Here is a 25934-nt window from a genome sequence, read left to right on the forward strand (position 1 = left end):
ACGCCTTGCCGGCTGCTCACATCATCAGCACCTTTGACCGGCACTTTTGGAGAACACGTGACAACGTCAACCAACGGCACCTTTGACCGCACGCCTTTGATCGCAGGCAACTGGAAGATGAACATGGACCACGTCCAGGGCATCACCCTGCTGCAGAAGCTGGCCTGGACACTGTCCGACGCCAAGCACGACTACAACCGCGTGGAAGCCGCCGTCTTCCCGCCCTTCACGGACCTCCGCGGTGTGCAGACCCTCGTCCAGGGCGACGAACTCGAGATTGCCTACGGCGGCCAGGACCTGTCCCAGTTTGACTCCGGCGCGTATACCGGCGACATCTCCGGCCAGTTCCTCAACAAGCTCGGCTGCAAGTACGTCCTCGTGGGACACAGCGAACGCCGTACTGTCCATGGCGAGTCGGACGAAGTCCTCAATGCCAAGGTCAAGGCTGCCTACCGCCACAACCTGATCCCCGTTCTCTGCATCGGCGAGGGCCTGGAAATCCGCCAGGCCGGCACCCATGTTGAGCACACGCTGGACCAGCTCCGCGCCGACGTTGAAGGCCTGTCTGCGGAGCAGGCAGCCGAACTCGTCGTTGCTTACGAGCCCGTCTGGGCCATCGGCACCGGTGAGGTTGCGGGTCCGGAGGACGCCCAGGAAATGTGCGCGGCCATCCGTGCCGAACTCACCAAACTCTTCGACGCCGACGTGGCCGCCAAGGCACGCCTGCTCTACGGCGGTTCAGTCAAGGCCAGCAACGCTGCCGCGATCCTCAAGGAACGCGACGTCGACGGCGTCCTGGTGGGCGGTGCCAGCCTCGATCCCGCCGAGTTTGCTAATATTGTCAAGTTCGAGAGCCACCTCGTCACGGACTAATCCGTTCAACTGGCACGCTCCCGTATCCACCAACTTTGGAAAGGCCGTCGTGGACGTTCTTCATGTGATTCTGCAGATCCTGCTGGGCATTACCAGCCTTCTGCTGACCCTGCTCATCCTGCTCCACAAGGGACGCGGCGGCGGCCTGTCGGACATGTTCGGCGGCGGCATGAGCTCGGGGCTGGCGTCCTCCGGTGTTGCCGAGCGCAACCTCAACAGGTTTACCGTCATCCTCGGTGTCACGTGGGGCCTCGTGATCATCGCCCTGGGCCTTCTGATGCGCTTCACGGGCGCGGCCGACTCCTAACGCCGGCCCAAGCTCCGAGCCCAAAAAGCCCGGCCCGGTCAGGATCCGTTCCTGATTGGGCCGGGCTTTTCCCTGCCGCCAAGAGGAACTCCGCACTAAACTGTCGCTATCGGATCTAACGGCAGCGCCGCCATTAGTAGCGAGGAGTTCCCATGGTGCATTCCTCTTCAGGATTCCGTGGCACCCGCGTGGGTGTCATTCAGGGAGCCGGATTGAAGAACCAGGGCGATGATCCTCTAGGGGAGCCCCTGCCGCGTATTTGTGTCTCCTATTGGTGCGCCATGGGGCATGAGACGCGGCCTGTTTTTCTTAAGCTGCCGGACAACGAGATTCCGGAGATCTGGGACTGCCGCCACTGCGGTCGCCCGGCTTCCCGCAATCCTGGTGCCGGACTGCCCGTTGCAGCGCCGGAAGAAGGCTTCAAGACCCACCTGGAATACGTTAAAGAAAGACGCTCCAGCCAGGACGCCGAAGACGTTCTGGCTGGAGCGCTGCAGCGGCTAAGAGCCGGCCGGCGCCTTCCTGACTAGCTGCTCAGGAACGCGCGAGGCTGCGTTCTCGTCGATCAGCCACAGCGTCCGGGACCGGCCCGCCGGACCGGACGCGGGCACCTGCACCGGGTTCGCCCCGGCCAGGGCCAGGCCAACGGCACCGGCTTTATCCTCGCCTGCGACCACCATCCACACCTCAGCGGAAGTGTTGATCGCCGGCAGCGTCAGGGAGATGCGCTCGGGCGGCGGCTTCGGGGAGTTGCGGACCCCCACAACAGTCAGCTGCTTCTCGCGGATACCGCCCTGCTCGGGGAACAGGGACGCCACGTGCGCGTCCGGACCCACACCCAGCAGAACGACGTCGAACCGGGGGAGCCGGCCCGGCTCCTCGGGACGGTCATCCGAAGCGTCAGCGGCGTGCTCGGCCGCCGCAGCCTCGCTGAGGCGGCGTGCGTAATCCTCTGCGGCCTGTTCCGGTGTCTCGAAGTCATCCGTGGACCCGGGAACATGGACCCGGGCAGGATCGACGTCGATGTGCTTCAGCAGCGCTTCATGCGCCTGAACCGCATTGCGGTCCGGGTCCTGGGCACCGACGAAGCGCTCGTCACCCCACCAGAAATTGACCTTGCCCCAGTCCACCGCGGGGGCGGCGGGCGAATCGGCCACCGCCTTGAGCGTGCCGATGCCCACCGTGCCTCCGGTCAGCACCACCGTTGCTTCACCGAATCGGTCCTGCACATCCACGAGCTTGGTGATCAGGCGGGCCGCAATGGCGGCCATGAGTACGGAAGAGTCAGGATGGATGCTTACTCTGGGCTCAGCGCTCACTGGGACGGACACTCCTTAGATTGGTACGTGGCAGTCCAATAGTAATCACTTCGCCGAAGACTTCGTCGGGGTCGAGGCGGCGGAGTTCCTCGGCGAGGCAGTCGCGGAGGCTGCGTCGCGGGAGCGAGATCCGCTGTGCGGGCTGCCCGGGCTGGGTGAGCTCGGCGACGGAGAGGCCGGGGCGGAAGAGCTGGACGTCTCCGCTGGCGCGGGTGAGCCGGACGCGGCGGATGCCGGTTCCGGCGGGGTCGGCCACGATCGTGACCGGGGCGTCCAGGGTCAGGGTCAGCCAGGCCGCGAGCAGGATGGTGCTGGGGGAGTCCGAGGCACCCTCGACGGCGACCGCGGTGACGGGGGAGGAGTCCACCTGGTCCAGGACGGCGGCGAGCTGGATCCGCCAGTTCGTCAGCCGGGTCCAGGCGAGGTCGGTGTCGCCGGCTTTGTAGGTGTTCCGGATGTTTTCCAGCGCGACCTGCGGTTCGGCCTCGTTGGCCGAGTCGGTGATGCGCCGGTGGGCGATGCGTCCGATCGAGGTTTCGCAGGCGTTCTTGGGTGCACCGTGCGGCCACCAGGCCACGATCGGGGCGTCGGGCAGCAGCAGCGCGGCGACGAGGGACTCGCTTTCCTCGGCGAGTTCGCCGTAGCCGCGCAGCACGATGACCTCGGACGCGCCGGCGTCCCCGCCGACGCGGATCTGCGCGTCGAGCCGGTTCGGCGCGGACGATCCTGCGTCGGCGAGCACGATGATCCGGCAGGGGTGTTCGCGGCTGGCCTCGTTGGCAGCCTCGATCGCTTCTTCCTCAAGCCCGGACTTGGTGACCACCACGAGGGTGAGCACCCGGCCGAGCGCGATCACGCCGCCCTGCTCGCGCAGGGACTGGATCTTTTTCGAGACGTTCGAGGTGGTGGTGTTGGGCAGGTCTACGATCATGGCCTTCTCCAGGTGCGTCCGTCGCGGGCTAGCAGCTCATCAGCGGAGGCGGGGCCCCAGCTGCCGGGCGCATAGGGCTCGGGCTGTTCGCCGAGGCTGGCCCAGTACTCTTCGAAGGGATCCAGGATCTTCCAGGACAGCTCCACTTCCTCGTGCCGCGGGAACAGCGGCGGCTCGCCCAGGAGCACGTCCAGGATCAGCCGCTCGTACGCCTCGGGGCTGGATTCCGTGAAGGAGTGCCCGTAGCCGAAGTCCATGGTCACGTCCCGGACTTCCATCTGGGTGCCGGGGACCTTGGAACCGAAGCGGATCGTGGCGCCCTCATCGGGCTGGACCCGGATCACCACGGCGTTCTGCCCGAAGTCGTCACCGGCGTGGTCAACGGTCCCGGGAGTCTGGAACAGCAGGTTCGGTGCCCGCTTGAACACCACCGCGATTTCGGTGACGCGCCGGCCCAGCCGCTTGCCTGCACGCAGGTAGAACGGCACTCCGGACCAGCGGCGGGTGTTGATGTCCACGCGGATCGCCGCGTAGGTTTCGGTGGTGGAGTCGGCCGGGATGCCTTCCTCCTCCAGGTACCCCTGCACCTGTTCCCCGCCCTGCCAGCCGCCGGCGAACTGCCCGCGGGCCGAGTGGGTGGAGAGGTCCTCCGGAAGCCGGACGGCGGCGAGGACCTTTTCCTTTTCCGCGCGCAGGTCATCGGCGTTGAAGGAGATCGGTTCCTCCATCGCGGTCAGCGCGAGCAGCTGCAGCAGGTGGTTCTGGATCACGTCGCGGGCCGCGCCCACGCCGTCGTAGTATCCGGCGCGGCCGCCGGTGCCGATGTCCTCGGCCATGGTGATCTGGACGTGGTCCACGTAGTTGGCGTTCCAGAGCGGTTCGAACAGCTGGTTCGCGAAGCGCAGCGCCAGGATGTTCTGGACCGTTTCCTTGCCCAGGTAGTGGTCGATGCGGAACACCGCATCCTGCGGGAACACCGACTCGACGATGTCATTGAGCTGCCGGGCCGATTCGAGGTCATGGCCGAAGGGCTTCTCGATCACCACGCGCCGCCACTTCTCGCCCTCGGCCTGCGCCAGCCCGTGCTTGGAGAGCTGCCGGCAGACCTGCTCGAAAGCCTTCGGCGGGATCGACAGGTAGAACGCATGGTTCCCGCGCGTGCCGCGGTTCTCGTCGAGTTCCTTGATCGTCTCGCCGAGCCGCTCAAACGCGGCGTCGTCGTCGAACGCGCCCTGCACGAACCGGATGCCCTCGGACAGCTGGTTCCAGACCGCCTCGTCAAACGGCGTGCGTGCGTAGGACGTCACCGCGTCCTTCACCTCAGCGGCGAAGTCCTCGTTGTCCCAGTCCCGCCGCCCGAAACCCACCAGCGCAAAGCTGGGCGGCAGCAGGCCACGGTTGGCGAGGTCATACACGGCAGGCATGAGCTTCTTGCGGGCAAGGTCCCCCGTGACTCCGAAGAGCACAAGCGAGGACGGTCCGGCAATCCGGTTCAGCCGCCGGTCCCGCGGATCCCGCAACGGGTTCCCGGACCGGCCCGCTGGCCTCTTGCCGTTCAAAGTATCTGGCATGGTGATATCGGTGCCTTAGCTCTCAGTGGCGGATGCTGCCTTGCTGGCCAGCGACGAAACAATCTCCTGCAGCTGGGCCACGCCCGCCGCACGGTCGGTCAGGTGCAGGCGCAGGACGGGCCGGCCGTGCTCGCTGAGCACCTGGGCGTCGCCGGCGGCCTGCGCCGCGATCAGCTCACCGAAGGTGAACGGGCGCTCCGGGATGGCCAGGTCCGTGGCGGACGCCGCGGTGACCTGCAGGAACACGCCGATCGCGGGACCGCCCTTGTGGAACTGCCCGGTGGAGTGCAGGAACCGGGGACCCCAGCCGAACGTGACCGGACGGCCGCTCACGGCGGCAAGTTCGTCCCGGACACCCTCAAGCTGGGAGAACGCCAGTCGGTCGAAGTACGCCTGCACGCTCAGGTACCCGTCGGCACCCAGCTGTCCCAGCAGCGCCGCAACAGCGTCGGCCGCGGTCGCCGCGTCACCCAGCCATTCCCCGCCGCGGACCTCGATCGCCCCGTCGGTGAAGTTGGCCGGCGTCGGTTCCGGCTGCGCGTCCAGCAGCCCGCGGGCAGCGACCTTCGCGGCCTCGACGTCGGGCTGGTCGAACGGGTTGATGCCCAGCAGGCGCCCGGCCACGGCCGTGGCGAACTCCCACACCAGCAGCTGCGAGGCGAGCCCGCCGGCGATGGCCATCTCGTTCTCGCCAAGTTCGACGTCGGCGTCCGTGCTGACCAGCCGGACCACCAGGACGTCCTCAGCGCCGGAGGTAACTTCCGGGGCATTCGGCCCGGCGACCACCGGCAGGACGCCGGTGCCAAGCTTGCCCGTGGATTCAGCGATGAGCTGTTCGGCCCAGTCAGCAAAACCGACAATGCCGGAGCCGTCCTCCGCAATCACGATCTTGTTCCGCAGCGGGCTCGTGCCCCCCAGCGCGGCCCCCAGGACCAGGCCAATGTTCTCCGGTGCGTCCTCATTCAGGACCTCGGCGGCTTCCTCCGCCTCGTCCAGCAGGGCCGCGATGTCCACCCCGGCCAAGCCGGAGGGGACAAGCCCGAAAGCGGTCAGCGCCGAGTACCGGCCACCGACGTTCGGGTCCGCGTTGAACACCGCCCGGTACCCGGCGTCACGGGACGCCTTATCCAGCGGGGAACCCGGATCGGTCACCACGATGATCCGGCTCCGGGCATCAATGCCGGCATCGGTGAAGGCCTGCTCAAAAATCCGGCGCTGCGAATCGGTCTCCAGGGTAGAACCCGACTTCGAGGACACCACGATCGCGGTCTCCACAAGACGGTCCGCAAGGGCAGCGCCGACCTGTTCGGGATCGGTGCTGTCCAGCACAGTCAGCTCGACGCCAGCGGTGCCGGCGATCACCTCAGGAGCCAGCGAGGACCCGCCCATGCCGCACAGCACAATCCGGGTCACCCCTTCGGCCTTCAAAGCATCCCGGAGCTCCAGGATGCCGTCCACCAGGGACCGGGAGACAGTAGCCGCCTCAACCCAGCCCAGGCGGATAGCCGACTCGGACTCCGCATCCGGACCCCACAAAGTGTGGTCCTTCGCGAAAATACGGGTGGCAACCCGGTCTTCAACGAGGGCGGACAGGTGCTGCTCAAGAGCCTTCCGGGCAGCACCGGTGGCGTCGTAGCTGAGTGTGTTCATTGTGGACTAGGAAGCCTTCCGTGCAGTGGCGAGAGCGCCTTCAACGTCAGCCAGCAGTTCCTTCCAGCTGGCAACAAACTTGTCGAGGCCTTCGGATTCCAGGAGGGCGACGACCTCGTTGTAGGAGACACCGAGGGCATCAAGGGCGTTAAGGGTGGCGTTGGCTTCATCGTAACCGCCGGTGACGGTGTCGCCGGTGACCACGCCGTGGTCGAACGTGGCGTCCAGGGTCTTCTCCGGCATGGTGTTCACGACGCCGGGGGCGACGAGCTCGGTGACGTAGAGGGTGTCCGGGTAGGCCGGGTCCTTCACGCCGGTGGAGGCCCAGAGCGGGCGCTGGGGACGGGCGCCGGCTTCGGCGAGGACTGCCCAGCGTTCGGTGGAGAAAAGCTCCTCGTAGACCTGGTAGGCCAGGCGGGCGTTGGCCACGCCGGCCTTGCCCTTGAGGGCCTTGGCTTCGTCCGTGCCGATCTTGTCCAGGCGCTTGTCGATTTCGGTGTCCACGCGGGAGACGAAGAACGAGGCGACGGAGTGGATCTTGGACAGGTCGTGGCCGTTTTCCTTGGCCTGCTCCAGGCCGGACTGGAAGGCGTTGATGACAGCCCGGTAGCGCTCCAGCGAGAAGATCAGGGTCACGTTGACGCTGATGCCCTCGGCCAGGGTAGCCGTGATCGCTTCCAGGCCCTCAAGGGTGGCCGGGATCTTGATCAGGACGTTGTCGCGGTTGACCTTCTTGTACAGGTGCTTCGCTTCGGCGATCGTGCCGGCGGTGTCCCAGGCCAGGCGGGGATCCACCTCGATGGAGACGCGGCCGTCGACGCCGTTGGTGGCGGCGGCGATCGGAGCGAAGAGGTCGCAGGCGTCGGCGACGTCCGTCGTCGTGATTTCGAAGATGGTGTCTTCGATGGAGGCGCCGGCGGCGGCCTCCTTGGCGATGACGGCGTCGTAGTCGTGGCCGGTGGTGATGGCCGCGTGGAAGATGGACGGGTTGGTGGTGACACCAACAACGTTCTTTTCTTCGATCAGCTTCTGCAGCGTGCCGGTCTTCAGGCGGCCGCGGGAGAGGTCATCGAGCCAGATGGAAACACCGGCGTCGGAGAGCTGCTGGGTGGGAGTGCTAGTCATTTCTAATCTCCTTGAACTGTGGGGGTGCTGTCAGGACTGGAGTCCGGCGAGGGATTCCTTGGCGGCGGCGGTAACTGCTTCTGCCGTGATGCCAAATTCCTGGAACAGACGCTTGTAGTCGGCGGATGCGCCGTAGTGCTCGAGGCTGATGGAGCGGCCGGCGTCGCCGACGAACTCGCGCCAGCCCTGCGACAGGCCGGCCTCAACGGAAACGCGGGCCTTGATGGCTGCGGGCAGGACAGCCTCGCGGTAGGCGGCGTCCTGCTTGTTGAACCACTCGACGCACGGCATGGAGACCACGCGGGCCGCGATGCCTTCGGCCTGCAGTGCCTCGCGGGCCTGGACGGCGAGCTGGACTTCGGAACCGGTGCCGATCAGGATGACCTGCGGGTCGACGCTCTTGCCGTCCCTGGATGCCTCGGCCAGCACGTAGCCGCCCTTGGCGACGCCGGCGGTCGACGCGAAGGTGTCACCTTCGGCTGCACCCTCGCCACGCTCGTAGGTGGGGATGTTCTGGCGGGTGAGGACGATGCCGGCCGGGTTCTCGTGGTTCTCGAGCATGGTCTTCCACGCTACGGCCACCTCGTTGGCGTCACCCGGGCGGACGACGTCCAGGCCGGGGATGGCACGCAGCGAGGCGAGCTGTTCCACCGGCTGGTGGGTGGGGCCGTCTTCGCCGAGGCCGATGGAGTCGTGCGTCCAGACGTACAGGGACGGCACGCCCATGAGGGCAGAGAGGCGGATGGCGGGACGCTGGTAGTCGCTGAAGATCAGGAACGTGCCGGAGAACGCGCGGGTCTTGCCGTGCAGGCTGATGCCGTTCACGATCGACGCGGCTGCGTGCTCGCGGATACCGAAGTGCAGGACGCGGCCGTACGGGTTGCCCTTCCAGGCTTCCGTGGAGCGGGAGGCCGGGATGAACGACGGCGAGCCCTCGATCGTGGTGTTGTTGGACTCGGCGAGGTCAGCGGAACCGCCCCAGAGTTCCGGCATGACCGGGCCGATCGCGTTCAGGACCTTGCCGGAGGCGGCGCGGGTGGAAACGTCCTTGCCGGCCGGGAAAACGGGGAGGGCGCCGTCGAGCTCGGCGGGCAGCTGGCGGGTTTCAATGCGCTCCAGCAGGGCGGCAGCTTCCGCGTTGGCGGACTGCCAGGCGGAGAAGGACTCTTCCCATTCCTTGCGGGCGTGGGCACCGCGGTCCACCACCTGGCGGGCGTGGGCCAGGACTTCCTGGTCAACCTCGAAGGACTTCTCCGGGTCGAAGCCCAGGACGTTCTTCAGTGCTGCCACTTCTTCGGATCCGAGGGCGGAGCCGTGGATCTTGCCGGTGTTCTGCTTCTTGGGGGCCGGGTAGCCGATGATCGTGCGCAGGGAGATGATGGACGGCTTGGAGGTCTCCGCCTTGGCCGCCAGCAGTGCGGAGTAGAGCTCCTGGATGTCTTCGACGTAGTCGCCGGTCTTGGTCCAGTCCACGCGCTGGGTGTGCCAGCCGTAGGACTCGTAGCGCTTCAGGACGTCTTCGGTGAAGGCGATGTCGGTGTCGTCCTCGATGGAGATGTGGTTCTCGTCGTAGATGACCACGAGGTTGCCCAGTTCCTGGTGCCCGGCCAGGGAGGAAGCCTCGGAGGTGACGCCTTCCTGGAGGTCGCCGTCGGAGGCGATGACCCAGATGGTGTGGTCGAACGGGCTCTCGCCGGCGGGAGCATCGGCGTCGAACAGGCCGCGCTGGCGGCGCTGGGAGTAGGCGAAGCCCACCGAGGAGGCCAGGCCCTGGCCCAGCGGGCCGGTGGTGATTTCAACACCGGCGGTGTGCTTGTATTCCGGGTGGCCCGGGGTCAGGGAGCCCCAGGTGCGCAGTGCTTCCAGGTCCTTCAGCTCCAGGCCGTAGCCGGAGAGGAACAGCTGGATGTACAGGGTCAGCGAGGAGTGGCCGGGGGAGAGGATGAAGCGGTCACGGCCGATCCAGTCCGGGTTCTTCGGGTCATGGCGCATGAGCTTCTGGAAGAGAAGGTATGCGGCCGGAGCCAGGCTCATCGCGGTGCCGGGGTGGCCGTTGCCCACCTTTTCCACGGCGTCGGCGGCCAGGACACGCACAGTGTCAACGGCGCGCTTGTCGAGGTCGGTCCAGGTCAGTTCCTGCTCTGTCAAATGTGCCACGTAACCGGGCCCCTCTCTGTGTTAACGGCAGACGGTAATGGCACACAGCGGCAGGGCATAATTGGTGCCCGCTGCATTTAGGTGTACCAGCCGTTCACCATTGAAACGTTGATCTTCATTCAGTCGCCCGACGGGATGGAATGCGGTTTCTCGCCCGTCTTCCAGCGTGCGCTGATCTGCAGACAGCTTAGCTCTATTCCACACTTCGAGCGGTCAAAATCTCACCAGTTGGACGCAATTTCTCTTTTATGAATCTTTCGTGCCGTGAGGCTGCGTTAATGTGATCGAAGCACGCTCGAACGAATCATTTTCAGTGATTTGCCGTCACACGCCGATGCCAGCGATCCATGCGGGACCGCGGTATGATATCGGGAGGCCACCGGCGGACAGGGCGGGCTCAAGCGCCCGCATGACAGCCCTGCCGACCGCCGTTGAGGGATCAGTCCGGACCATACGTCCAGACGGACTGGTCAGACGAACAGCCAGACAGAAACAGAGTGACTGCCACGTGAGCACAACAGATACGCCGCTGACCTCTTCCCGGGTCCACGGAAGAGCCGGACTAGCCCGCAAGGCGAAGGCGTACCTTGCACTCACCAAGCCCAGAGTCATCGAACTCCTGCTGGTCAGCACCCTGCCCACCATGATCTACGCACAGCGCGGCTTCCCGTCCCTGGGGCTCATCATGGCAACCCTTGTCGGTGGCGCCTTTGCCGCCGGCAGCGCCGGTGCATTCAACTGCTACATCGACCGTGACATCGACAAGCTGATGCACCGTACGGAGAACCGCCCCCTCGTTACCGGTGAGGTAACGCCACGCGAGGCGCTGGTGTTTGCGTGGCTGCTGGGCGCGGCGGCCATAGCCATCCTATGGTTCGGCGCCAACCCGCTCTCCGCATGGCTTGGACTCGGTGCCATCGTCTTCTACGTCGTCATCTACACGATGATCCTCAAGCGGCGCACTGCCCAGAACATCGTCTGGGGCGGCGCTGCGGGTTGCTTCCCGGTCCTCATCGCCTGGTCCGCCGTCACCAACACTGTCCAGTGGCCGGCCATCGTGCTGTTCATGGTGATCTTCCTGTGGACCCCGCCGCACTACTGGCCGCTGTCCATGCGCTACGGCGAGGACTACCGCAACGCCAACGTGCCGATGCTCGGTGCCATCGCCGGCGCCAGGGTCGTTTCCGTGCAGGTGGTTCTCTACGCCTGGGCCATGGTCGCGTGCTCGCTGCTGATGATCCCGGCGGGCAGCGCGGGCTGGGTCTACACCTCTGTGGCCGTGCTGGCCGGTGCCTGGTTCCTCTACGAGTCCCACGCCCTGTACAACCGGGCGCAGGGCGGCGACCTTTCGGACAAGGGCGCGATGAAGGTCTTCCACGGCTCCATCAGCTACCTGACGCTGCTCTTCATCGCGCTGGCCGTCGACCCGTTCGTCGGCACGCCGATCATGGGCTAAAACGCGTCCTCACATCCTGCAGGATTTCCCCCGACGCCCCATCAGATCCTGCAGGCTTTCCCCCGACGCCCCATCAGATCCTGCAGGCTTTCCCCCAACGCCCCATCAGATCCTGCAGGCTTTCCCCCGACGCCCCATCAGATCCTGCACTGAAGACAGTAATGCTCCCTGACCAATGTCAGGGAGCATTACTCGTCTCATACGAAGTGTCTGAATGCCGTGGGTCCACCAAGGCGCGCCGCGCGGTGCTGCCTGGCGCCAGAGGAAATGCACGACGCGGCCTGTCCAGGACCGCCAACTCCTGCAACGGTAAGCGCTCGTAGACCGTGTGGAGCATCATGGGACCAGTTCAGATCGAGGCACCCTCCCCGAAGCTGGCTGGCGGTTCGGACCGCAGAACGTGGACAAACACCATCGCCGGTCGCCCAGCGCCAACGACGTCGTGCGGTCTCTTTGCGGGAGAGAGCCCGCCCCTCATGGCGGCGACAGTGATCAAACGTCTCGAGAATTCCCGCAGGACCTGGGGACGCGGAACTGATAGAGCGTTGAAAAGAACCCGAAAGGAACTGATAGAGCGTCGGGGAAAACCCGACAGGAAGTGATAGAGCGTCGGGGAAGAAGCGGCAGGGAATGAGCGGGCGTTGGAGGCTACTCGACGGGGCTGGAGCGGGCGACGTCGGCTGCGTTGGTTGCCGCACTCATCAGCAGGGCCGCGCCCAGCATGTGCGCCCCGACGAGGAGCGCCGGAATGCCGTTGTAGTACTGCGTGAAGCCGATGGCGGCCTGGAGCACGGTGACGCCGAGGAGCATCAGCACAGCCGTCCGGAAGATCCCCGCAATTCCGCGCCGGAACACGAAGTACACGGCGACCAGCGTGCCGGCAGTGACGAGGTACGCGGGCACGGCATGGATGTGCGAGAAGAGGTCCCAGTCGAGGTTGTTGCGGGGCGCATCGGCATCACCCGCGTGCGGTCCGGCTCCGGTCACCACGACGCCCAGCATCACGGCCACGGCAGAGAAAAGCGCGACGGCGGTCATCACCGGGCGCAGGGTGCCCGGCAGCGCGGCCAGGGAGTGGGTCCGGAACCTGCCTGTCCTCCCGTAGGCCCGGTTGACCAGCAGCGTGGCGAAGACCACCAGGGCCATCGAGACCAGGAAGTGCAGGCCCACCACCCACGGGTTCAGCTGCGTCAGCACGGTGATGCCGCCAATGATGGCCTGCGCCGGGATGCTCGCCAGCAGACCCAGTGCCAGCAGGAAGAGGTCCTTGCGCTCCTTGCGCAGGTTCCACAGGTACACGAGCATGAGTGCGGCGACGGCGGCGAGGGCGAACGTCAGCAGGCGGTTGCCGAACTCGATGAACCCGTGGATGCCCATTTCCGGGGTGTTCACGAGGGACTCGTTCGTGCAGCGGGGCCACGTCGGGCAGCCCAGACCGGAGGCGGTCAGCCGGACAGCGCCGCCGGTCACCACCAGGACCGTCTGCCCGATGAGGGACAGCACAGCGAGGCGGCGGACTGTCGAATCGACGGTGACGGGCAGCTTGGATGCCAGGCGGCCGACGAACTGGGGGAGGCGTGAAGCCGTGCTCACTTTATTCTCAATTCCATTTGAACCAGCGGATGGCTGCTGCGCCGGCGAGGACCGTCCACATCAGCAGGACAAGGACAGCATTGCCGTTCACGGCGCCGTGCAGGAACGCGTCCCGCAACCCTTCACCAAGGGCCCCGGACGGCAGCAGGTGGACGGTGCTCTGGGCGAGTTCCGGCAGCCGCTGCATGGGGATCACGATGCCGCCGAGGGCACCCAGCAGGATCCACAGCAGGTTGGTGATGGCCAGTGTGGCCTCGGGCCGGACGGTGCCGGCCACCAGCAGGCCCAGGGCCGTAAACGCCGCCGCGCCCAGGACAAGCAGGCCCAGGCCGGGAACCACGCCCAGCGGATCCGGCCGCCAGCCGAGCGGGAAGGCGACGGCGGCGACGATGACCACCTGGATTACCAGGACAGCCAGCACCGCCAGGATCTTTCCGGCGATGAGGCCGGCCCGGCCCAGCGGCGTCGTGGACAGGAACCGCAGCACGCCGTACCGCCGGTCGAAGCCCGTCGCGATGCCCTGGCCCGTGAACGCCGTGGACATGGCGCAGAGCGCGAGGATGCCCGGAACGGCAACGTTGATCCGGCTGTCCCCGATGCCGTCCAGCAGCGGAGTAACCGTCAGCCCGACCAGGGCAAGGAGCGGCAGTACAACGGCCAGGATGAGCTGCTCGCCGTTCCGGAGCATGGTCGCGGCCTCGTATTTGCCCTGCAGGAGGATCCGGCGGAGCAGGGGAGCGGGGGTGCTGCCCGTGGCTGTCGTCATCGGATTTCCCTTCCGGAAATGTCAAGGAATACATCTTCGAGGCTCCGGGCCTCCATGCTCAGGGAGCCCGGCATGATGCCGTGCTGCGCCCACCATGCGGCCAGCGCGGCAAGGTCGTCCGGGGTCAGCGCGCCCGTGGCGGTGTAGCTGCCGGAACGCGTCTCGCGGACCTCGACCTCGGCAGGCAGGACGCCGGCGAAATCCAGTCCCGGCACGGCTTCGAAGTGCAGCGTCCGGATGTGGTCCTTGTGGGGCGTTTCCGGCATCCTGTGCTGCAGCAGCTGGGCAACGGTGCCCTCCGCAACGTTCCTGCCGGCGTCGATGATGTACACGTAGTCGGCCAGCCGCTGCGCGTCATCCATGAGGTGGGTGGTGAGCACTATCCCCATGCCGCTGTCCCGGAGTTCCCCGATCAGGTCGAACACCAGCTGCCGGGACTGCGGGTCCAGCCCGGCGCTCGGCTCATCCAGGAACAGGACCTCCGGATTGCCGATCAGCGCAGCGGCGAGGGCCAGCCGCTGCTTCTGCCCGCCGGACAGCCGGCGGACGTTGGTCCCGCTGAAAGTGTCGATGCCCAGCCGCTGCACCAGTTCATCCAGGGGCCTGGGATTGCGGTACATGCCGGCAATGTGCCGGAGCAGGGGAATGGGACGGGCCGACGGCGGGAGGCCGCCGTCCTGGAGCATGACGCCGACGCGGGCGCGCAGTTCCGCGCTGGCAGTGCCGGGGTCGGCACCGAGCAGCGTAATGGATCCGCCCGTCCGCTTCTGCAGCCCCTGCGCGCATTCGATGGTGGTAGTCTTGCCGGCACCGTTGGCTCCAAGCAGCGCCGTGACTTCACCGCGGCCGGCGACGAGTGAGACGTCGCTCACCACCCTGAGCATCTTGCCATCGAGGGCGGGGAGCGGACCGACGTCCTTGATGAGCCCGTCGATGGTCAGGACGGGGGATTTGGGGGATCGCACCCCAGTATTCTACGGGAAGTAGTACTCTCACGCTCGAGCCGGGGTGCCGGGCTCAGGTCAGCCTTGCCTTACTGGAAGGCCGCAATAAATTACGACATTATTGTGTTGTGTATTCCATGACCAAGACCACTTCCGCGCCTTTGGCCGGGCAGGGCGCGCCTACCGGTGCGCTGCGCGGTGGAAAACGTGCTGCCCTGGCGTCGGTGCCGGCCGCAGCCGACTCGGATGAGCGCACGCGCGACCGCGTCCTCAGCGCCGTCCTGGAACACGGGCCGGTCAGCGCCGCGGAACTGGGCGACCTGCTCGGGTTCACTCCGGCCGCCGTCCGCCGCCACCTGGACCACCTCTCCCGTGCAGGCGTGATCGAGGTCAAGCGCGTTGCCCGCGCAGGCGCCGGAGCCGGCCGTCCCGCCCGCCGCTACGTCCTCAGCTCCCAGGGCCAGTCCTCACTGGGCGATGACTACCTGAACATCGCCACGCTGGCGCTCAAGCAGCTCGGCGCGGTGGCGGGGGACGAAGCCGTCCGCCGGTTCGCCGTCGAGCGTTTTGCGGAGATGGAGCGCCGCTACGCCCCCGAGGTGGAGGCGGCCGGAACCGACATCACCGCCCGTGCCCAGGCACTGTCTGCCGCCCTGTCGCGGGACGGCTTCGTCGCGTCCACGGCCACCATTGAAGCGAAGGCGCCGCTGCCCGCGGCGCTGTCCAGCGTCCAGCTGTGCCAGGGGCACTGCCCTATCCAGCAGCTGGCCACCCAGTTTCCCGTGTTCTGCGACGCGGAAGCGGAAATGTTTTCGCGCCTCGTCGGTGTCGATGTCCGCAGGCTTTCCACGCTCGCCCGCGGGGGACACGTCTGCACCACCCACATACCCACAGGCCGTCCGGCCCTGACGGTGGCTTCGGCCGCCGGTGACACGCCGGACACCCTGGACGAAGTATCCAACCATCTGCAAGAAAGGCCGTGATGACGGACCAACTATCAGAGAAGAAGGTTGCCGAGCCTGGTGTTATCGCTGAGATTCTGGAAAAGAATCCCGAGCTGCACGGCATCGGCAACTATGAGTACGGCTGGGCCGACAAGAACGACGTCGGCGCTAACGCCCGCCGCGGCCTCGACGAGGACGTGGTCCGCGACATCTCGGCCAAGAAGAACGAGCCGGAATGGATGCTCGACCTCCGCCTGAAGGGTCTGAAGTACTTCGACCGCAAGCCCATGCCCACCTGGGGCGCGGACCTGTCGGGCATTGACTTCGACAACATCAAGTACTTCGTGCGTTCCACCGAGAAGCAGGCTGCTTCCTGGGAGGATCTGCCCGAGGACATCCGCAACACGTACGAGAAGCTGGGCATCCCGGAAGCCGAGCGTGCCCGCCTCGTGGCCGGCGTCGCCGCCCAGTACGAGTCCGAGGTTGTCTACCACCAGATCCGCGAGGACCTCGAGAGCCAGGGTGTCATCTTCCTTGACACCGACACCGCGCTGCGCGAGCACCCGGAGATCTTCCAGGAGTACTTCGGCACCATCATTCCGGTGGGCGACAACAAGTTCGCCTCGCTGAACACGGCCGTATGGTCCGGCGGTTCCTTCGTGTACGTGCCCAAGGGCGTGCACGTCGACATCCCGCTGCAGGCCTACTTCCGCATCAACACGGAAAACATGGGCCAGTTCGAGCGCACGCTGATCATCGCCGACGAGGACTCCTACGTCCACTACATCGAAGGCTGCACCGCGCCGATCTACACCTCGGACTCGCTGCACTCCGCCGTCGTCGAGATCGTGGTCAAGAAGGGCGCCCGCGTCCGCTACACCACCATCCAGAACTGGTCCAACAACGTGTACAACCTCGTGACCAAGCGCGCCATCTGCGAAGAGGGCGGCACCATGGAGTGGATCGATGGCAACATCGGCTCCAAGGTCACCATGAAGTACCCGGCCGTTTACCTCACGGGTGAGCACGCCAAGGGCGAAACCCTGTCCATCGCGTTCGCCGGCGAAGGCCAGCACCAGGACACCGGTTCCAAGATGGTGCACATCGCGCCGAACACCAAGAGCTCCATCATCTCCAAGTCCGTTGCCCGTGGCGGCGGACGCGCGGCCTACCGCGGCCTGGTCCAGGTCCGCGAGGGTGCCAAGCACTCGGCGAACACGGTCCGCTGTGACGCTCTGCTGGTGGACACCATCAGCCGCTCGGACACCTACCCGTACATCGACATCCGCGAGGATGATGTGCAGCTGGGGCACGAGGCCACCGTCTCGCGCGTTTCCGAAGAGCAGCTCTTCTACCTCATGTCCCGCGGCATGCGCGAAGACGAAGCCATGGCCATGATCGTGCGCGGCTTCATCGAGCCGATCGCCCGCGAGCTGCCGATGGAATACGCCCTCGAGCTGAACCGCCTCATTGAACTCCAGATGGAAGGATCCGTCGGTTAATGACTGCCGAAATTACTACTGAAAAGGCCCGCATCGGAGCTCCTTCCATCGCCGGGTTCACGGAGGAAGGCGAGGCGCTGGTCCCCGCGAAGGTGGACCACAGCCACAACCACGGCGTCACCGTCATGTCCTCGCGCGCCGAGCGGCTCACGAGCTTCGACGTCGCCGACTTCGCGCTGCCCACGGGCCGCGAAGAGGAATGGCGCTTCACCCCGGTCCGCGGACTGGCCAACCTGCTGTCCGACGCCGCAACGGACGGCGACGCTGCAGCGTTCACCGTGGAAGCTCCCGAAGGCTACGTCCGCGGAACCCTCGCACAGGGTGCCGCCCCGCGCGGCTCGGTCCTGACCCCGGCCGACCGGGCCGCCGTCGTCGCCTCCGCCAACACGGACGAGGCCCTGCACGTGGTCATCCCGGCCGAGGCAGAGCCGGCTGAGCCGGTCCGCATCCTGGTCAACGGGGCGGGCGCAGGCCGCCGCTCCAACGCACACTTCGTGCTGGAGGCGGGTGCCAACTCCCGCAGCGTGGTCATCGTGGAGCACACCGGTGCCGCCGACCACAACGGAAACCTGGAAGTGATTGTTGGCGAGGGCGCGCAGCTGACCGTGATCTCCGTGCAGCTCTGGGAAGACGACGCCCGCCACCTGGGCCAGCACGACGCCCAGGTGGGCAAGGACGCCGTCTACAAGCACATCGCCGTTTCCCTCGGCGGTTCCGTGGTGCGCCTGAACTCCAACGTCCGCTTCTCCGGCGAGGGCGCCGAGGCCGAGCTGCTGGGCCTGTACTTCGCCGACGCCGGCCAGCACCTGGAGCACCGGTCCTTCGTTGACCACAACGTGGCCAACTGCAAGTCCAACGTGCTCTACAAGGGCGCCCTGCAGGGCAAGAACGCGCACACCGTCTGGGTTGGCGACGTCCTGATCCAGAAGCAGGCGCTGGGAACCGACTCGTACGAGAAGAACCAGAACCTGGTGCTCACCGACGGCTGCCGGGCAGACTCCGTGCCCAACCTCGAAATCGAGACGGGCCTCATCGAGGGTGCCGGCCACGCCAGCTCCACGGGACGCTTTGACGACGAGCACCTGTTCTACCTGATGGCCCGCGGCATTCCCGAAGACGTGGCCCGCCGGCTCGTGGTGCGCGGCTTCCTCAACGAGATCATCCAGCAGATCAAGGTTCCGGCCCTCGAAGAGCGCCTGACCGAGGAAGTCGAGCGCGAGCTCGCCGCCAACGAGAACTGACCGTACGGAAACAGGCCCGGCCCAACCGGCCGGAACTACAGCACAGGACAACGGATGACTGAACAGCCCAAGGGCGAACTCGTCTGCAAGGCACACGAGATCCAGCTCAAGCAGGCCCTGCGGATCCTGATCGACGACTACCCCGTCGCGATCGTCAAGGACTCCATGGGAGAAATCCACGCAATCGGTGACACGTGCTCGCACGCCGACATCTCGCTCTCCGAGGGCGACGTGGAAGGCTGCACCATCGAGTGCTGGGGGCACGGCTCCCAGTTCGATTTGCGCACCGGCGAACCCCTGCAGCTGCCGGCCTACGACCCCGTTCCGGTGTTCGCGGTGGAGATCCACGGGGACGACGTCTACGTGGACTTCACCAACGTCCTGAACGGCGCCGAAACGCCGAACTTCACCTGATCCGGCAACGGCCGCAGAAGCCAGCCGGGCCTGTCCCAGAACCTAACAACTTCCAGACCAGAGACCGCACCGCCGACAGAACGGCACGGTGCAGAGGAGAACAAGACACATGTCTACTCTTGAGATCAAGGACCTGCACGTCAGCATCGACACCGAGCAGGGCACCAAGGAAATCCTGAAGGGCGTCAGCCTGACCATCCGCACCGGTGAGACCCACGCCATCATGGGCCCCAACGGCTCCGGCAAGTCCACCCTGGCCTCCACCATCGCCGGCCACCCGCGCTACAACGTCACCGGCGGTTCCATCACGCTGGACGGCGAAGACGTGCTGGCCATGAGCGTTGACGAGCGCGCCCGCGCCGGCGTCTTCCTCGCCATGCAGTACCCGGTGGAGGTTCCCGGCGTCACCATGACCAACTTCCTGCGGACCGCCAAGACCGCCATCGACGGCGAAGCCCCGGCCCTGCGCACCTGGACCAAGGACGTCAAGGCCGCGATGCAGCAGCTGCGCATCGACGCCGACTTCGCCCAGCGCAACGTCAACGAAGGCTTCTCCGGCGGTGAGAAGAAGCGCGTGGAGATCCTGCAGCTGGAACTCTTCAAGCCGAAGTTCGCCGTCCTGGACGAGACCGACTCCGGCCTCGACGTTGACGCCCTCAAGGTGGTCTCCGAAGGCGTCAACCGCGCACACGCCACCGGCAACATGGGCACGCTGCTCATCACGCACTACACTCGGATCCTGCGCTACATCAAGCCTGACTTCGTCCACGTCTTCGTGAACGGCCAGGTTGTGGAAGAGGGCGGCCCGGAACTCGCCGACCGTCTGGAAGAAGAAGGTTACGACCGCTACGCCGGTGCTGCCGGAACCGCCACGGCGGCTGCGGTCCAGGCCTAGTTAGGACTGACTGACCATGACCGAAATCGACGCAGGGCGCACCGCCCTGGAGGATGTCGAAGAGGCGCTCAAGGACGTCATCGACCCCGAACTCGGGGTCAACGTCGTGGACCTGGGCCTGCTCTACGGCCTGCGGTACTCGGATGAAGACGGCGCCCTGCTGATCGACATGACCCTCACCACCGCCGCCTGTCCGCTGACCGACGTGCTCGAGGAGCAGGTGGGCAAAGCGCTTGACGGCGTCGTGGACGAGTGGCGCCTGAACTGGGTATGGATGCCGCCATGGGGTCCGGAGCGGATCACCGACGACGGCAAGGACCAGATGCGGGCCCTCGGCTTCAACATCTGACACACAAGTACGACGACGGCCGGTCACCTTCCCAGCGAAGGTGACCGGCCGTCGTCGTTCCCACCATCGACTGCTCCAAAGGTGCCCTTTTCATCAGTCAAAAGGGCGTCTACGGAGCAATCGAGGGGGATTTACAGCGTCGTGGCGCTGAACGTGTCGCACTGGTTGATGTCACCGGTCCTGTAGCCCTGGTAGAACCACTTCTGCCGCTGGGCGCTGGACCCGTGCGTCCAGCCCTCGGGCGAGACGCGTCCTGTGGCGGCCTTCTGGATCCGGTCATCGCCGACGGCTGAGGCGGCCGAAAGCGCATCGTTCAGGTCCTGCTGCTTGAGCGGTTCAAGGAAGGGCTTGCCCGTCTTCGGGTCCTTCTGGGTGGTGGCGTAGCGGGTCCAAAGGCCGGCATAGCAGTCCGCCTGCAATTCCACGCGGACGGCACCGGACTCGGGTCCGCGCGGATCCCGCTGCGCCTGGTCCAGGTCGCCGAGGACGTTCTGGATGTGGTGTCCGAATTCGTGGGCCACCACGTACTCCTGCGCCAGGGGACCTCCGGACGACCCGAAACGGTCCACGAGCTCCTGGAAGAAGCCGGGGTCGAAGTACGCCGTGGTGTCTGCCGGGCAGTAGAAGGGGCCGACTTCCGAGGTCGCGGCACCGCAGCCGGTGTTGGTGCCGACCTCAAACAGCACGGTCCGGGGACGCGGATAGTCAAGGCTGTACTCGGCCAGGTAGGCGGGCCAGAAGGCATTGAGGCTGTTCACGGTGCCGGTGATGCGGCAGTCGAGCCGCTGGTCGGCGTCCGAGCCCAATTTGCATTCGCTGGGCGCCGTGCCCTGGCTCTGGCCGGGCTGTTCCTGGCCTGTGCCGACGAGCCCCTCCAGCAGCTGCGGGTTGATGCCGAACAGGGCCGCCAGGAGCAGGACAACGCCGCCCCCGATGCCTCCGCCGATCTTGGTGCCGCGGCCGATTCCGCTGCCGCGGCGGTCTTCCACCTGGGATGGGTCCAGTTCGACCCCGTCATTGAAGCTCATGTTGTCACAATAGCCGCCGCCGGACGGCAGTGGCGGGTTCAGGCCGGTAAAGTTGGTCCGATGCCTTTTCTCAACAACCTTCAGCGTTGGGCCGATGAACGCCCCGACGACACCGCCGTCGTCGTCGCCGGAAGACGGCTCAGCTGGGCAGAACTGCGCGACGCCGCGCGGGCTGCGGCAAGCCGCGGAACGGCGCCCGTCACGGTGCTCGCCCAGCCTAACTCCACCCGCTTCGCCGTTGACTTCGCTGCCGCCGTCGCCGGAAACCGCGAGTGTGCGGTCCTGGACCCCACATGGCCAGAGGCGCTGCAGGACGAGATCGTCCAGCGGCTGGGCTCCCGCGTTGACCCGGTGCCCGGTGGCGCCGGCATTGAGTTGACGGACGGGGACCCTGAGGCCTCGTTCCTCATCGGCCTGACCTCGGGCACCACCTCCGTGCCCAAGGCGTTCACCCGCTCGCGCCGTTCCTGGCAGCAGTCCTTCGACGCGTCCATGGAGTTCTTCGGACTCACGCAGGACGACAGGACCCTTGCGCCCGGCCCGCTGGCCGCCAGCCTGAACCTTTACGCCCTGGCCGAGTGCCTCTACGCCGGTTCGGAGTTCCACACGCTGGGGACGTTCGACGTCGGCGACGTCCACGCCGCCATCGCGCACGACGGCATCACCCGGCTGGTGCTGGTGCCCACCATGCTGCGGCTGCTCAGCGAACGCGGGCTGCTGGGCTGCGTGGATGCCTCCGGCGTCCGGACCATCATCTGCGCGGGGTCGAAGCTCGATGCGCGCACGCTGGAGGCCGCCCGCCGCTGGGCGCCGCATGCCACGATCTTCGAGTACTACGGCGCGTCTGAGCTGAGCTTCGTCTCCGGCGCCGGCCTGGCCGCGGGCGAGCCCTCCGCCGCCGGGAGCACCGCGATCGGCAGGCCGTTCCCCGGCGTGGAAGTGAGGATCCTGGACGATTCCGGCGCGGAACTTCCCGACGGCACCGCAGGCAACATCAGCGTCAAAAGCGGCATGGTCAGCAACGGCTACCTCTGGGGGGACGACGGCCAGGCACTGCGCTGCTTCAACGGCTGGTTCACTGTGGGGGACCAGGGCTACCTGGCCGACGGCGTCCTGCACATCCTCGGCCGGCGCGCCGACATGATCATCACCGCAGGCAAGAACGTCTATCCGCACGAGGTGGAGCTGGCGCTCTCCTCCGTCCCCGGAGTTGCCTCGGCGATTGCGGCGGGCATGGATGATGACCTCAGGGGCCAGCGCGTGGTGGCCGGCATCGTTCCTTCCCACGGCGGGGTCACGGCCACCCAGCTAAAGACCGGCCTGGAGGACGTCCTGGCCAAGGACAAGCGGCCGCTGCAGTACTTCGCCCTCGATGAGCTCCCGGTGACGGACCGCGGAAAGGTCAGCCGGCGCCTGCTCCTCGACTGGATCGCGGCCCGCGACAGCCGGGTCCGGCACCTTGTCTAGCATGGGGTCTCTTTGTCTGGCGCTGTGACCGGCAGCGCTGTGACCGGCAGCGGGGCCCTGGTGCTGCCCGACGACCGGCAGCCCGTGATTATCGCGGCGCTGCGCACGCCCATCTGCCGGGCGAACGGTGCGCTGAAGCACCTGCGCTCCCATGAACTGCTGGCCCCGGTCCTCGCGGCCTTACTCCACGAATCGGGTGTGGAGGCGGCCGAGGTGGCGGACGTCGTCATCGGCAACGCCGTGGGTGCGGGCGGCAACGTCGCGCGGCTGGCGGCACTGGAAGCCGGCCTGCCGGTCACGGTTCCCGGGCTAACTGTGGACCGGCAGTGCGGCTCAGGCCTGGACGCCATTGTCCTCGCCTCGCGGCTCGTCGCCGCCGGCGGCGGCACCTACCTCGCCGGCGGGGTCGAGAGCATCAGCACCGCGCCGCTGCGCGCGCACCGGAACGACGACGGCGAACCCGCCTTTTTCAGCCGCGCCGAGTTCGCGCCGCACACCCACGGTGATCCGGACATGGGCGTCGCGGCAGAGAACGTTGCACGCGAGTACGGCATCAGCCGAAACCGCCAGGACGAGTTCGCCCTGCGCAGCCACCGCAGGGCCGTGGCTGCGCAGGGCAGCGGGACCTTTGGCAGGGAAACGGTCGGGCTGCCCGCGGCACCCGGGGCGGTGCAGGCCACTGTGACGTCAGACGACGGTCCCCGCCCCAAACTCAGCGAGGCCCTGATGGCGCGGTTCCCCGCGGCGTTCGTGGAGTCCGGGACTGTCACCGCCGGAAATTCATGCTTCGACGCGGACGGTGCAGCCGCCGTCGTTATTACGTCCCTGGCCAGGGCGCGGGAACTGGGTGCTGGCGACGGCCTGGCCGTCCTCGGCACGGAGACCGCCGGCGTGGCGCCGCAGCTCCTGGGCATCGGTGCTGCGGCGGCTGCGTCCAACCTGCTGGCGGCGCATTCCGTGGCTGCCGGGGACGTGGATTTCGTGGAATTCAATGAGGCGTTCGCCTCCCAGACCCTTGCATGCCTGGACCATCTGGGGATCGACGCGGCCCGTGCCAACGCCGACGGCGGCGCCCTGGCCCTGGGCCATGCCTACGGGGCGTCCGGAGCAGTGCTGGTCACCCGGCTCCTAGCACAGGCCAGGCGGGAACCTTCGCGCACTGCCCGGGGAAAGCTCGCCCTGGCCATGATCAGCATCGCCGGCGGCATGGGCACCGCCGCGCTGTTCCGCCACGTCCGGCTGTAGTCCTGATCGCCCGGGCCGCTCGGGCTTAGCTATATTGACCTAGCCGGCCTCGATGACTTCCTTTAGCTTCGTCAGCTGGGCTACCTCAGATTCCATGGTTTTGGTCACCAGGGAGTCGAAAACGCGCATGAGGACCGGAAGCTTGAGGTCCAGGCTGAAACGGACGCGGGTGCTGTTGCCCTCCTCGGTCAGCGTGTAACTGCCGGTCGGGCGTGCCGGACCTGCCACCACCTGAAAGCCCAGAAGCTTTCCTGGCACAGCATCGGTGATTCTGTAGTCGCCCTGGATGGGCCGGCCTTTCGGCCCGGTCAGCGTTTGGCTGTAGATGGCCCCCAGCTCTCCGGCGGAGCCTTCCTTGAGAGCGATGCCCTGCACTCCGGAGCGCCATCTTGGATTGTTCAGGCCGTCCGCCAGGAATGCGTACACCTCCGACGCGGGTCTGTTGATGGTGACTTCGTTTTCAGCGTGGGCCATGTGGTTCCTCTCGGGCAGGGGGTAAACGGTCGGGCTCCAGCCTACGTGGCCTTTTTCCGGAGCTGCGGATTCAGCCCTTGATGGTTTTCATGGTGAACCGGGAACTGACTTTCTGGATGCCGGGGATGGTCATAACGCGGTCGCTGAGGAAGGCTTCGTAGTCCGGCAGATCGGCGACTTTGACGCGTACAAAGTAGTCCGGCGAACCAAAGAGGCGGTGCATTTCGGTGACCTCATCGAAGGCGGCCATGGTGTTCTCGAAGCGGTCCACGCTCTTCCGGTCGAAGTTGGTGAGCTCGACGTCGAGAATCACCTCGAAGGCGCGGCCCACCGCCTTCGGGTCGATCTCCGCGCGGTATCCGCGGATGACGCCGGTGGATTCGAGCCGCTGGACCCGGCGCAGGCAGGGTCCAGGTGTGAGACCCACAGCGGCGGCCAGGTCCGTATTGGAGATCCGCCCGTCGTGCTCCAGCACTTCGATTATTGCTGCATCGAGCTTATCCATATGAATATGTTGCTCTTGTTCTGCACTGGACTGCAATATTGGCAATCGCGTGCCAGGCCAAAACTGAAACGATTGGGTCATGGCAATGCGACACAAATCGTCCCCGCGGACACCGCCCCGAACTCCCGGCGGCATGAGACCGCCCGGGGTTTGCGGAACTCCTTCGCAGCAGGGTTGGGCATGTATCCGTTGGGCATCGCGTTCGGCTTGCTGGTTGTTCAGGCTGGCCTGCCGTGGTGGGTGGCGCCGGCGCTGTCGGTTGCCGGCTTCGCCGGGTCCCTGGAATTGCTGCTCGTCGGCATGATCGTTGCGGCCACACCGCTGGCAACCATCGCCCTGACCACATTCCTGGTGAATTTCCGCCACGTATTTTATTCGTTCTCCTTCCCCCTTCATGTGGTGAAGAACCCGCTCGCGAAGGCCTACTCCGTGTATGCGCTGATCGACGAGGCCTATGCGGTCACGGCCGCCTCCAGCGACACCTGGACACCCTGGCGGCTGGTCAGCATGCAGGCCGCGTTCCACTGCTACTGGCTCGGGGGCGGCCTCACGGGGGTACTGGTCGGGTCGCTGATGCCCGGGCCAGTTAAAGGGCTCGACTTCGCGTTGTGTGCACTGTTCGTCACGCTCACGCTCGACGCCGCGCGCACACGCCAGCACCTTCCGTCGTTCCTGCTGGCAGGACTGAGCTTCGCTGTCGCCGCGGTTCTCCTGCCGTCCCAAGCCCTTTTCGCGGCACTGGCACTGTTTCTGATCCTCCTGCTGGCCCGCTTCGTCCTCCGGCCCGGCCATGATCGTAGGGGCACCACCGATGCCTGATACCGGCTACATCCTTGCCGTCTGTGGCGTCGTGTTCGCCATCACGCTCGGCCTGCGCGCGCTTCCGTTTGCTGCGCTCAAGACGCTCCGGCGGTCCGCCCTGGTGAAGGCGCTGGCTGTGTGGATGCCCGTGGGCATCCTCGGCATCCTGGCCGCCTCAACCCTGCGCGGCGCCATCCTGGCTGATCCGGACACGGCGGCTGTGGCATGTCTGGCTGTGGCTGTTACCGCCGCCACCCACCTCCTGGCCGGGCGCCGCACTCTCCTGAGCGTCGGCGTCGGCACCGCAGTCTACGTCGTTCTGGTCAACGTGGACCTTACCTCAGCGCTGGCATGACCGCCGCCGGGACTGCAGGGAT

At 66.4% G+C, this 25934-nt stretch carries 26 protein-coding genes; 14 read left to right on the plus strand and 12 right to left on the minus strand.

From position 1 onward, the window contains the following. The first annotated feature begins 57 nt into the window (after positions 1-57). From tpiA to ACFTR6_RS14665, 3 genes are all read left to right on the plus strand, one after another. The gene (gene tpiA / locus ACFTR6_RS14655) at positions 58-873 is read left to right on the plus strand and encodes a triose-phosphate isomerase (RefSeq protein ID WP_076803198.1); all 816 of its coding nucleotides are present in this window, start codon (positions 58-60) and stop codon (positions 871-873) included. A gap of 49 nt (positions 874-922) precedes the next feature. Continuing rightward, the gene (gene secG, locus ACFTR6_RS14660; protein ID WP_087873427.1) at positions 923-1180 is read left to right on the plus strand and encodes a preprotein translocase subunit SecG; all 258 of its coding nucleotides are present in this window, start codon (positions 923-925) and stop codon (positions 1178-1180) included. 152 nt (positions 1181-1332) lie between these two features. Continuing rightward, positions 1333-1710, plus strand: coding sequence for an RNA polymerase-binding protein RbpA (locus tag ACFTR6_RS14665; RefSeq protein WP_076803194.1), 378 nt, complete (start codon positions 1333-1335; stop codon positions 1708-1710). On the opposite strand, the gene pgl is transcribed toward ACFTR6_RS14665, so the two are convergent. The 6 genes from pgl to tkt are packed head-to-tail and all read right to left on the minus strand — an operon-like array spanning position 1681 to position 9924. After that, positions 1681-2499: a 6-phosphogluconolactonase gene (pgl, locus tag ACFTR6_RS14670; RefSeq protein ID WP_076803192.1), complete on the minus strand. Its 819-nt coding sequence runs from the start codon at positions 2497-2499 to the stop codon at positions 1681-1683. The two genes, ACFTR6_RS14665 and pgl, sit on opposite strands and share 30 nt — an antisense overlap. Next, the gene (locus ACFTR6_RS14675; RefSeq protein ID WP_076803190.1) at positions 2489-3430 is read right to left on the minus strand and encodes a glucose-6-phosphate dehydrogenase assembly protein OpcA; all 942 of its coding nucleotides are present in this window, start codon (positions 3428-3430) and stop codon (positions 2489-2491) included. The genes pgl and ACFTR6_RS14675 overlap by 11 nt, the downstream gene beginning before the upstream one ends. Next, entirely contained in the window at positions 3427-5001 is a 1575-nt protein-coding gene (gene zwf / locus ACFTR6_RS14680; protein WP_377958431.1) for a glucose-6-phosphate dehydrogenase, read from the minus strand. Before zwf ends, ACFTR6_RS14675 begins: the two co-directional genes overlap by 4 nt. A 15-nt stretch (positions 5002-5016) precedes the next feature. After that, on the minus strand, positions 5017-6651 hold the full coding sequence (locus tag ACFTR6_RS14685; protein ID WP_377958432.1) for a glucose-6-phosphate isomerase: 1635 nt from the start codon (positions 6649-6651) through the stop codon (positions 5017-5019). Positions 6652-6657: 6 nt separating this feature from the next. Further along, positions 6658-7776, minus strand: a complete 1119-nt coding sequence (tal, locus tag ACFTR6_RS14690; protein WP_087873429.1) for a transaldolase — start codon at positions 7774-7776, stop codon at positions 6658-6660. A 30-nt stretch (positions 7777-7806) separates the two neighbouring features. Beyond that, entirely contained in the window at positions 7807-9924 is a 2118-nt protein-coding gene (tkt, locus tag ACFTR6_RS14695; RefSeq protein ID WP_377958458.1) for a transketolase, read from the minus strand. Between the two features lie 517 nt (positions 9925-10441). On the opposite strand from tkt, the gene ACFTR6_RS14700 reads away from it, so the two are divergent. Beyond that, entirely contained in the window at positions 10442-11389 is a 948-nt protein-coding gene (locus tag ACFTR6_RS14700; protein WP_377958433.1) for a heme o synthase, read from the plus strand. Positions 11390-12037: 648 nt separating this feature from the next. Here ACFTR6_RS14700 and ACFTR6_RS14705 read toward each other — a convergent pair. From ACFTR6_RS14705 to ACFTR6_RS14715, 3 genes are read right to left on the minus strand one after another with little or no spacing between them, the layout of a single operon-like run. Next, the gene (locus tag ACFTR6_RS14705; RefSeq protein WP_377958434.1) at positions 12038-12982 is read right to left on the minus strand and encodes a heme A synthase; all 945 of its coding nucleotides are present in this window, start codon (positions 12980-12982) and stop codon (positions 12038-12040) included. 7 nt (positions 12983-12989) lie between these two features. Beyond that, positions 12990-13748 carry an ABC transporter permease gene (locus ACFTR6_RS14710; protein ID WP_087873432.1) on the minus strand — a complete coding sequence of 253 codons (759 nt, stop codon included), beginning with the start codon at positions 13746-13748 and terminating at the stop codon, positions 12990-12992. Next, positions 13745-14713, minus strand: a complete 969-nt coding sequence (locus ACFTR6_RS14715; RefSeq protein WP_377958435.1) for an ABC transporter ATP-binding protein — start codon at positions 14711-14713, stop codon at positions 13745-13747. The genes ACFTR6_RS14710 and ACFTR6_RS14715 overlap by 4 nt, the downstream gene beginning before the upstream one ends. 107 nt (positions 14714-14820) lie before the next feature. On the opposite strand from ACFTR6_RS14715, the gene ACFTR6_RS14720 reads away from it, so the two are divergent. From ACFTR6_RS14720 to ACFTR6_RS14745, 6 genes are all read left to right on the plus strand, one after another. Then, positions 14821-15675, plus strand: coding sequence for a helix-turn-helix domain-containing protein (locus tag ACFTR6_RS14720; RefSeq protein WP_087873434.1), 855 nt, complete (start codon positions 14821-14823; stop codon positions 15673-15675). After that, complete coding sequence (gene sufB, locus ACFTR6_RS14725; RefSeq protein ID WP_076803174.1) at positions 15675-17138, plus strand: Fe-S cluster assembly protein SufB; 1464 nt, start codon at positions 15675-15677, stop codon at positions 17136-17138. Before ACFTR6_RS14720 ends, sufB begins: the two co-directional genes overlap by 1 nt. Continuing rightward, positions 17138-18379 carry a Fe-S cluster assembly protein SufD gene (gene sufD, locus ACFTR6_RS14730; protein WP_076803172.1) on the plus strand — a complete coding sequence of 414 codons (1242 nt, stop codon included), beginning with the start codon at positions 17138-17140 and terminating at the stop codon, positions 18377-18379. Before sufB ends, sufD begins: the two co-directional genes overlap by 1 nt. A gap of 54 nt (positions 18380-18433) precedes the next feature. Then, on the plus strand, positions 18434-18793 hold the full coding sequence (locus ACFTR6_RS14735; protein WP_087873436.1) for a non-heme iron oxygenase ferredoxin subunit: 360 nt from the start codon (positions 18434-18436) through the stop codon (positions 18791-18793). A gap of 109 nt (positions 18794-18902) precedes the next feature. Further along, the gene (gene sufC, locus ACFTR6_RS14740; RefSeq protein ID WP_076803168.1) at positions 18903-19688 is read left to right on the plus strand and encodes a Fe-S cluster assembly ATPase SufC; all 786 of its coding nucleotides are present in this window, start codon (positions 18903-18905) and stop codon (positions 19686-19688) included. Positions 19689-19704: 16 nt separating this feature from the next. Further along, positions 19705-20037: a metal-sulfur cluster assembly factor gene (locus tag ACFTR6_RS14745; protein ID WP_076803166.1), complete on the plus strand. Its 333-nt coding sequence runs from the start codon at positions 19705-19707 to the stop codon at positions 20035-20037. 131 nt (positions 20038-20168) lie between these two features. On the opposite strand, the gene ACFTR6_RS14750 is transcribed toward ACFTR6_RS14745, so the two are convergent. Then, positions 20169-21065 (minus strand): neutral zinc metallopeptidase, encoded by an 897-nt coding sequence (locus ACFTR6_RS14750; protein WP_377958436.1) that lies wholly within the window; start codon positions 21063-21065, stop codon positions 20169-20171. Positions 21066-21125: 60 nt separating this feature from the next. On the opposite strand from ACFTR6_RS14750, the gene ACFTR6_RS14755 reads away from it, so the two are divergent. Then, on the plus strand, positions 21126-22532 hold the full coding sequence (locus tag ACFTR6_RS14755; RefSeq protein WP_377958437.1) for a class I adenylate-forming enzyme family protein: 1407 nt from the start codon (positions 21126-21128) through the stop codon (positions 22530-22532). A 24-nt stretch (positions 22533-22556) separates the two neighbouring features. Further along, entirely contained in the window at positions 22557-23777 is a 1221-nt protein-coding gene (locus ACFTR6_RS14760; RefSeq protein WP_377958438.1) for a thiolase family protein, read from the plus strand. Positions 23778-23816: 39 nt separating this feature from the next. Here ACFTR6_RS14760 and ACFTR6_RS14765 read toward each other — a convergent pair whose 3' ends face one another. Together ACFTR6_RS14765 and ACFTR6_RS14770 are read right to left on the minus strand one after the other, a co-directional pair. Beyond that, the gene (locus ACFTR6_RS14765; protein ID WP_377958439.1) at positions 23817-24251 is read right to left on the minus strand and encodes an SRPBCC family protein; all 435 of its coding nucleotides are present in this window, start codon (positions 24249-24251) and stop codon (positions 23817-23819) included. 70 nt (positions 24252-24321) lie between these two features. After that, positions 24322-24756: an Lrp/AsnC family transcriptional regulator gene (locus tag ACFTR6_RS14770; protein WP_377958440.1), complete on the minus strand. Its 435-nt coding sequence runs from the start codon at positions 24754-24756 to the stop codon at positions 24322-24324. Between ACFTR6_RS14770 and ACFTR6_RS14775 the strand changes: the two genes are divergently transcribed. Then, a complete protein-coding gene (locus ACFTR6_RS14775; protein WP_377958441.1) occupies positions 24757-25575 on the plus strand; it encodes an AzlC family ABC transporter permease in 819 nt (272 codons plus the stop codon). After that, on the plus strand, positions 25568-25912 hold the full coding sequence (locus tag ACFTR6_RS14780) for a branched-chain amino acid transporter permease (protein WP_377958442.1): 345 nt from the start codon (positions 25568-25570) through the stop codon (positions 25910-25912). The genes ACFTR6_RS14775 and ACFTR6_RS14780 overlap by 8 nt, the downstream gene beginning before the upstream one ends. The last annotated feature ends 22 nt before the right edge of the window (positions 25913-25934 follow it).

The sequence above is a fragment of the Arthrobacter sp. NPDC057009 genome (assembly GCF_042673905.1).
Lineage (GTDB): Bacteria > Actinomycetota > Actinomycetes > Actinomycetales > Micrococcaceae > Arthrobacter.